The organism is Elusimicrobiales bacterium (assembly GCA_041651175.1).
Taxonomy (GTDB): Bacteria; Elusimicrobiota; Elusimicrobia; order Elusimicrobiales; family Elusimicrobiaceae; genus JAQTYB01.
In genome coordinates this window covers 24,132-30,422 of record JBAZJT010000023.1, presented here as the reverse complement: position 1 = coordinate 30,422, position 6,291 = coordinate 24,132, and the positions used below count along the sequence as shown (strand labels likewise).

Sequence of the window (6,291 nt, the reverse complement as noted above, 5' to 3'; positions counted from 1 at the left end):
TGCCCGGCGACAACACGGAGATGACGGTAACGCTCATCACGCCGATAGCGATGGAAAAAGGTTTGCGTTTTGCCATCCGCGAGGGCGGGCACACGGTGGGCGCCGGCGTAGTTATCGAGGTCATAGAGTAGAACGGCCTCGTTTTTGCTATAATGTTGAGACCGATTCACGAGAGGACATGTCATGGCAGATGAACATAAGCACAGCGACGGCAAGGCCGTCCGCCTGGACGGACAGGAGCGCATCAGGATAAAACTCCGGTCCTACGACCACAGAATGCTGGACCAGTCGGTTTCCCGCATAGTGGATACAGCCAGGCGCACGGGCGCGATAGTGGCGGGGCCGGTGCTGCTTCCGACGAGAATTCGGAAGTACACCGTTCTGCGCTCTCCCCATACCGACAAGAAGTCGCGCGAGCAGTTTGAAATGCGCGTGCACAAACGGCTGATAGATTTGAAAAGCCCGACCTCCAAGACGGTGGACGAGTTGATGAAGCTCGACCTCCCCGCCGGCGTGGACGTGGAGATAAAGAAATAGCGGAGCAGGACGGCGCTTTCCCGCGCAGTCATGGCGGGGAGGGGCCGTTTTGTCCGCGATTGCGGAGATTATATGTCCGATTTGAACACTGCATCCAACGCGCCGCAGGCGGCGCAGCAGACGCCGGAAACCCCGGCGCCGGCGGAGACGGCGGCCCTGCCGCAGCAGAAACCCGCGCCCACGGGGCTGCGCGCCATTCTGGGCGAAAAAGTGGGCATGACTCAGATATTTGACGGCAAGGGGCGGCTGCGCGCCGTTACCGTCGTCAAGGCGGGGCCCTGCGTGGTCGCAAACGTGCGCACGCCGGAAAGAGACGGCTACAGCGCCATCTGCCTCGGCTACGGCGAGACGGATTTGGAATCGCTGTCCAAACCGGTGGCGGGCCAGTTCGCCAAACGCGGCGTAACCCCCGCCCGCCGGCTGCGCGAGTTCCGCCTCTCCGACATCAATGGCTGGGAAACGGGGCAGACTGTTACCGCCGCCAGCCGCTTTGCCGTCGGGGATTATGTGGACGTTCAGGGCGTTACCAAGGGCCGCGGCTTTGCCGGCGGCATGAAGCGCCACGGCTTCCACGGGATGCCCGGCTCGCACGGCTCGTCTGACAAGGAACGCGCGCCTGGATCTATTGCCTCCCGCCGGTCGCTGGGGCGGGTCATACCCGGCCAGCGCATGGCGGGGCATATGGGCTGCCAGACCTTCACCGCCGCCAAGCTGGAGGTCGTGAAGGTGGATGCGGACAGCCATCTCCTCTATATCAACGGCGCGGTGCCCGGAACCAACGGCGGCCTCGTTGCTGTGCTGGAGACTTCCAAGCCGCGCAAGAAGCGGGTGGAACAGGTTGTCACGGACAAGAAAGCCAAAAAAGGCGCGGCCAAGCCCGCGGCCAAGAAATAGCTTTCCGAGGATGACATGGAAACGACTTTAGTCAACATCAAAGGCGAAAAGGTGGGCAGCTGCCCGCTTTCGGAAACGCTGTTCGGCCATAAGCCGGACGCGCATTTCCTATACGAGGCTGTTACCTCCTATCTGGCCAACCAGCGCGAGGGAACCGCGCACGCCAAACGCAGGTCCGAAGTTTCCGGCGGCGGCAGGAAGCCGTGGAAACAGAAGCATACGGGCCGTGCGCGGCACGGCAGCACCCGCTCGCCCATCTGGCGCAAGGGCGGCGTGGTGTTCGGGCCGCAGCCGCGCTCCTTCCGGCGGGAATTTCCGCTTGGCAAGCGGCGGCTGGCGCTGGCGCAGTCGCTGTCGGCCAAGTTCGCCGAGGGCGGGCTTGTGGTGGTGGACAAATTTGACATCCCCGAGCCCAAAACCCAGGAGCTTGCAGCCGTGCTGCGCGCCCTGGGCGCGGGCCGCAAGCCGCTGCTGGTTACCATGCGCTCCAGCGCGAATGTTGAGAAAGCGGCGCGCAACCTTGCGGGGCTTTCCAACTGCCGCCCGGCGGAGCTTAACGCTTACGCCGTGCTTAACAGCGGCAAAATCATCATCACCAGGGACGCGCTGGAAAGCCTCAGCGGCCTGTGGTCCGGCAAGGAGGCCAAATGAACGGCGACATTTACACCATTCTGAAAAGGCCGCTTCAGACCGAAAAAAGCCTTGAGTTGCGCGACAAGGAAAACCGCTACAGCTTCGCGGTGGACAAAAGCGCCACCAAAACCGAAATCCGCGCCGCGGTGGAAAAAATGTTCAAGGTGAAGGTTACCAAGGTCCACACCTCCATCGTCGGCGGGAAGATACACCGGATGGGGCGGTTTGCGGGCCGCAGGCCGGACTGGAAAAAAGCCGTGGTAACGCTGGCCCAGGGCCAGAAGATAGACACCACCCCGGCGGCCTAAAGAGGAAATTTTATGCCCAACAAGACATTCAAACCCTACACCCCGTCCCGCAGGTTCATAACGGTGGCGGATTTTTCGGAGATAACCAAGACCTCCCCCGAAAAGAAGCTCACCCGCGGGCTGCGCAAGAAAGGCGGGCGCAACAACACCGGAATGGTGATGGTGCGCCACCACGGCGGCGGACACAAGCGCGCCCTGCGCGCGATAGATTTCCGGCGCGAGAAGTTCGGCGTGCCGGCCACGGTCGCCTCCATAGAGTACGACCCGAACCGCAGCGCGCGCATCTGCCTGCTCAATTATGCCGACGGGGAGAAGCGCTATATCCTCCAGCCCACCGGAATAAAGGTGGGTGACAAGCTGATGAGCGGCCCCGATGCCGAGCTGAAACCCGGCAACGCCCTTCCGATAAAAAACATACCGGAAGGCGCCTTCATCCACGCGGTGGAGATGCGGCCCGGCAAGGGCGCGCAGATGGTGCGCTCTGCCGGCGGGCAGGCGCAGCTTATGGCCAAAGAGGATTTGTACGCGCAGCTTAAAATGCCCTCCGGCGAAATCCGGCGCGTGCCCATAGATTGCATGGCCACGTTGGGCCAGGTGGGCAATGTGGAGCATAACACCGTTATCATCGGCAACGCGGGCCGCAACCGGCATCGCGGCTGGCGGCCCACGGTGCGCGGCGGCGCGATGAACGCCGTTGACCATCCGATGGGCGGCGGCAGAGGCCGCTCCAAGGGCAACAACGTGCCCCGCTCGCCGTGGAATCAGCCGTCAAAAGGCTACAAAACGCGGTCCCCGAAGGTGTGGGACTGGATGATAGTGCAGGACAGGCGCAAAGGCAGCGCGGGAGCGTGATGAGATATGGGAAGGTCTACTAAAAAAGGGCCGTTCGTTGACTCGAACGTGCTCAAGGCGATACAGGAAATGAACCGCACCGGCGACAAGAAGCCGGTCAAGACGTGGGCGCGCGCCTGCACGATAACCCCGGATTTCGTGGGGCATAACTTCCTCGTGCATAACGGGCGCAAGTTCCTGCCGGTTTACGTGACCGAGCGCATGGTCGGCCACAAGCTGGGCGAATTTTCGTTCACCCGCCTGTTCAAGGGGCACGGCGCGGCGCATACCAAGGAAGCCACCGAGCTTACCTGATATTTCGGAGAGGATATTATTATGGAAGCAGTCGCCAAGGCGAAATTTCAGCGGTTCGGCAGAAGGAAGGTGGCGCAGGTGCTGGACCAGATACGCGGAAAAGACGTGCGCGCCGCGCAGGATATTATTTCCTCCGTGCCGCGCCGCTGCGGGGAGCTGGTCGCCAAGACCGTCAACTCCGCCGCCGCCAATCTCTCCGTCAAGGCCGGCAAAAAGCTGGATATGGCCGGCGTGCGCATCGTTACCGCCTTCGCCGACCAGGGGCCGATGGGGCAGCTCAAGCGCATGCAGCCCGGCCCGCAGGGCAGGGCGATGCCGTTCAAACGCAAGATGTGCCATTTGACCGTCATCGTTTCCGACGGGAAAGGAGAGGCGGTCTGACCGCCGGAAATTATGGGCCATAAAATACACCCCAGATCAATGCGGTTGGGATACGTGCAGGACTGGCAGTCCAAATGGTTCTCGCCCCGCCACATGCCGGCGCTGATTGCCGAGGATTTTGAGATACGGGCCATCATCCGGCGCCGCTTCCATATGGCGGCGGTAAGCTGGGTGGGCATAGAGCGCGCCGGTTCTTACCTGCGCGTCAACGTGCACACCGCGCGGCCCGGCATAGTCATAGGCAAGCGCGGCGCCGATATTGAAGCGCTAAAAAACGAGATAGAGCGCATCACCGGCAGCCGCACCTTCGTCAACGTGATGGAGATCAAGACGCCGGAGCTGGACGCGCGGCTGGTGGCGGAATCAATCTGCTTCCAGCTTGAAAAGCGCGCGCATTACGCCAGTGCGCTGAAGCGCTCTATGGAGCGTGCGATGTCGGCCAAGGCGCTGGGAATCAAAATCATGGTTTCCGGGCGCATCGGCGGCGCGGAAATCGCCCGACGGGAATGGAAGCGCGAGGGCCGCGTCCCGCTGCATACTATCTGCGCCGACATAGACTACGGTTTCGCGGAAGCCCACACCGTAAGCGGAAAAATAGGCGTCAAGGTGTGGATATTCAAGAAGCTCCATTTCGCCAAGTCGCCGCGCGAAATCCTGGCCGAGATGCGCCGCAGCGGCGATTTCGGGCCGGAGGAGCAGGTCAGGCAGGAAACCGCCGCACAGCCGCAACAGACTGAAAACAAGGAGGCCGCCGCAAATGCTGATGCCAAAAAGAGTGAAGTACCGCAAAACGCATAGCGCGCCCCGCATCAAGGGGAAAGCCAAGCGCGGCGTAACGGTGGCTTTCGGCGAGTACGGGCTTAAAGCCCTGGAGCCGAAGTGGATAACCGCCCGCCAGATAGAGGCCGCCCGCGTTACGCTGGCGCGCTGCCTCAAGAAAAAGGGCAAGCTCTGGATACGTATTTTCCCGGACAAGGCCGTAACCAAGCACCCTGCCGAAACCCGCATGGGAAAAGGCAAGGGCGCGCCGGACCATTGGGTCGCGGTTGTAAAGCCGGGCCGGATGATGTTTGAAATAGAGGGCATGACCGAGGCCGACGCGCGCCAGGCGATGACGCTGGCCGCCGCCAAGCTGCCCATAAGCACCCGTTTCGTGGTGCGGCATTAAGGGGTTGCCATGAAGACCAAAGACAAAGAAGCGCTTAAAAATCTGACCCCGGCGGAACTGGGCTCCGAACTGCGCCAGGCGCGGGAGAAACGGTTCAGCCTGGAGTTCCGGCATAAGATGACGCCGCTCACCGATCCACTGGAGCTGCGCGCGCTGCGCCGCAAAATCGCGTTGCTTGAGACGGTTTCCGCGCAGAAGGCGCGCGCCGCCAAGCCCGCCAAATAAGAGGATATATGGAAGAAAACGCGCGCGCACAGCGCAAGACTTTTCAGGGAACCGTGGTTTCCGACAAGATGAGCAAAACCCGCGTGGTGGAAGTGGGCCGCGCCGCGCATCACGCGCTTTACAGCAAGGTGCTGCGCCGGACCAGCAAATTCTACGCGCACGACGAGGGCAACGAGTCCAAATCCGGCGATGTGGTGGAAATCGCCAGCACGAGGCCGCTGTCCAAGCTTAAACGGTGGCGGGTGGTCCGCGTTATTTCCAAGGCCAGGGTATAGGGACATATGATACAGCTAAGGACGATGCTTAACGTCGCCGACAATTCCGGCGCCAGAAAGCTGATGTGCTTCAAAATCCAGGGCGGGCATCACCGCCGCTACGCCTTCCTGGGCGACATAGTGGTCTGCTCGGTGAAAGACGCGTTGCCCACCGCCGCCATCAAGAAAGGCGACGTGGTCAAGGCCGTGGTGGTGCGCGCGCACAAGGAAAGCCGCCGCCCCGACGGTTCGTATATCCGTTTTGACGACAACGCGGTCTGCGTCATAGACGCCAACGGCGAGCCGAAAGGCACCCGCGTTTTCGGCCCGGTCGCGCGGGAACTGCGGGAGAAGAATTTCCTGAAAATAATCTCGCTTGCGCCGGAAGTGGTATAGAGGTTTGAGATGACTACCATAAAAGCCAAAGACACCGTAGTGGTTCTGTGCGGCAAGGACAAAGGCAAGCGCGGCGAGGTGCGCCGCATCATTGCCGGCAAGGACAGGGTTCTGGTCGCTGGCGTGAACATGGTCACAAAGCACGCGCGCGCCGCGCAGAACAAGCCCGGCGGTATACAGAAAAAGGAGATGCCGCTGCATATCTCCAACGTGGCGCTGGTCTGCCCCAAGTGCAACAAGGCCGCCAAACCGAAAGCGGGCCGCCTCCAGTCCGGCGACCGTGTGCGTCTGTGCCGCAAATGCGGCGAGACGCTGTGATTTGAAGTATGTCCAAAGAAAAAGAAAACAA

Annotated in this window: 13 protein-coding genes and 1 pseudogene; all 14 read left to right on the top strand. The window is 61.5% G+C overall.

The features are described 5' to 3' along the window. On the top strand, positions 1–131 hold a 131-nt coding region (locus WC421_10485), incomplete at its 5' end, for an elongation factor Tu (GenBank protein MFA5162659.1). A 52-nt stretch (positions 132–183) separates the two neighbouring features. Continuing rightward, entirely contained in the window at positions 184–537 is a 354-nt protein-coding gene (gene rpsJ / locus WC421_10480) for a 30S ribosomal protein S10 (GenBank protein ID MFA5162658.1), read from the top strand. 72 nt (positions 538–609) lie between these two features. Beyond that, a complete protein-coding gene (rplC, locus tag WC421_10475) occupies positions 610–1,431 on the top strand; it encodes a 50S ribosomal protein L3 (protein MFA5162657.1) in 822 nt (273 codons plus the stop codon). Positions 1,432–1,446: 15 nt separating this feature from the next. Beyond that, positions 1,447–2,082: a 50S ribosomal protein L4 gene (gene rplD, locus WC421_10470; protein ID MFA5162656.1), complete on the top strand. Its 636-nt coding sequence runs from the start codon at positions 1,447–1,449 to the stop codon at positions 2,080–2,082. Beyond that, entirely contained in the window at positions 2,079–2,372 is a 294-nt protein-coding gene (locus WC421_10465) for a 50S ribosomal protein L23 (GenBank protein ID MFA5162655.1), read from the top strand. The genes rplD and WC421_10465 overlap by 4 nt, the downstream gene beginning before the upstream one ends. A 12-nt stretch (positions 2,373–2,384) precedes the next feature. Continuing rightward, complete coding sequence (rplB, locus tag WC421_10460; protein ID MFA5162654.1) at positions 2,385–3,224, top strand: 50S ribosomal protein L2; 840 nt, start codon at positions 2,385–2,387, stop codon at positions 3,222–3,224. 6 nt (positions 3,225–3,230) lie between these two features. Next, on the top strand, positions 3,231–3,518 hold the full coding sequence (rpsS, locus tag WC421_10455) for a 30S ribosomal protein S19 (GenBank protein MFA5162653.1): 288 nt from the start codon (positions 3,231–3,233) through the stop codon (positions 3,516–3,518). 21 nt (positions 3,519–3,539) lie between these two features. Then, complete coding sequence (gene rplV / locus WC421_10450) at positions 3,540–3,899, top strand: 50S ribosomal protein L22 (GenBank protein MFA5162652.1); 360 nt, start codon at positions 3,540–3,542, stop codon at positions 3,897–3,899. A 12-nt stretch (positions 3,900–3,911) separates the two neighbouring features. Continuing rightward, a pseudogene (gene rpsC, locus WC421_10445) lies at positions 3,912–4,520 on the top strand (30S ribosomal protein S3). 136 nt (positions 4,521–4,656) lie between these two features. Next, entirely contained in the window at positions 4,657–5,067 is a 411-nt protein-coding gene (rplP, locus tag WC421_10440) for a 50S ribosomal protein L16 (GenBank protein MFA5162651.1), read from the top strand. Positions 5,068–5,076: 9 nt separating this feature from the next. After that, entirely contained in the window at positions 5,077–5,292 is a 216-nt protein-coding gene (rpmC, locus tag WC421_10435; protein MFA5162650.1) for a 50S ribosomal protein L29, read from the top strand. Between the two features lie 8 nt (positions 5,293–5,300). Beyond that, positions 5,301–5,567 (top strand): 30S ribosomal protein S17, encoded by a 267-nt coding sequence (gene rpsQ, locus WC421_10430; protein ID MFA5162649.1) that lies wholly within the window; start codon positions 5,301–5,303, stop codon positions 5,565–5,567. A gap of 6 nt (positions 5,568–5,573) precedes the next feature. Continuing rightward, the gene (rplN, locus tag WC421_10425) at positions 5,574–5,942 is read left to right on the top strand and encodes a 50S ribosomal protein L14 (GenBank protein ID MFA5162648.1); all 369 of its coding nucleotides are present in this window, start codon (positions 5,574–5,576) and stop codon (positions 5,940–5,942) included. Positions 5,943–5,951: 9 nt separating this feature from the next. Then, complete coding sequence (gene rplX, locus WC421_10420; GenBank protein ID MFA5162647.1) at positions 5,952–6,260, top strand: 50S ribosomal protein L24; 309 nt, start codon at positions 5,952–5,954, stop codon at positions 6,258–6,260. Positions 6,261–6,291 lie beyond the last annotated feature (31 nt).

Bases quoted from the DNA above. Each gene is read 5' to 3' on its own strand.
- rpsJ (MFA5162658.1), top strand. From the start codon at position 184: ATGGCAGATGAACATAAGCACAGCGACGGCAAGGCCGTCCGCCTGGAC.
- rplC (MFA5162657.1), top strand. From the start codon at position 610: ATGTCCGATTTGAACACTGCATCCAACGCGCCGCAGGCGGCGCAGCAG.
- rplD (MFA5162656.1), top strand. From the start codon at position 1,447: ATGGAAACGACTTTAGTCAACATCAAAGGCGAAAAGGTGGGCAGCTGC.
- WC421_10465 (MFA5162655.1), top strand. From the start codon at position 2,079: ATGAACGGCGACATTTACACCATTCTGAAAAGGCCGCTTCAGACCGAA.
- rplB (MFA5162654.1), top strand. From the start codon at position 2,385: ATGCCCAACAAGACATTCAAACCCTACACCCCGTCCCGCAGGTTCATA.
- rpsS (MFA5162653.1), top strand. From the start codon at position 3,231: ATGGGAAGGTCTACTAAAAAAGGGCCGTTCGTTGACTCGAACGTGCTC.
- rplV (MFA5162652.1), top strand. From the start codon at position 3,540: ATGGAAGCAGTCGCCAAGGCGAAATTTCAGCGGTTCGGCAGAAGGAAG.
- rplP (MFA5162651.1), top strand. From the start codon at position 4,657: ATGCTGATGCCAAAAAGAGTGAAGTACCGCAAAACGCATAGCGCGCCC.
- rpmC (MFA5162650.1), top strand. From the start codon at position 5,077: ATGAAGACCAAAGACAAAGAAGCGCTTAAAAATCTGACCCCGGCGGAA.
- rpsQ (MFA5162649.1), top strand. From the start codon at position 5,301: ATGGAAGAAAACGCGCGCGCACAGCGCAAGACTTTTCAGGGAACCGTG.
- rplN (MFA5162648.1), top strand. From the start codon at position 5,574: ATGATACAGCTAAGGACGATGCTTAACGTCGCCGACAATTCCGGCGCC.
- rplX (MFA5162647.1), top strand. From the start codon at position 5,952: ATGACTACCATAAAAGCCAAAGACACCGTAGTGGTTCTGTGCGGCAAG.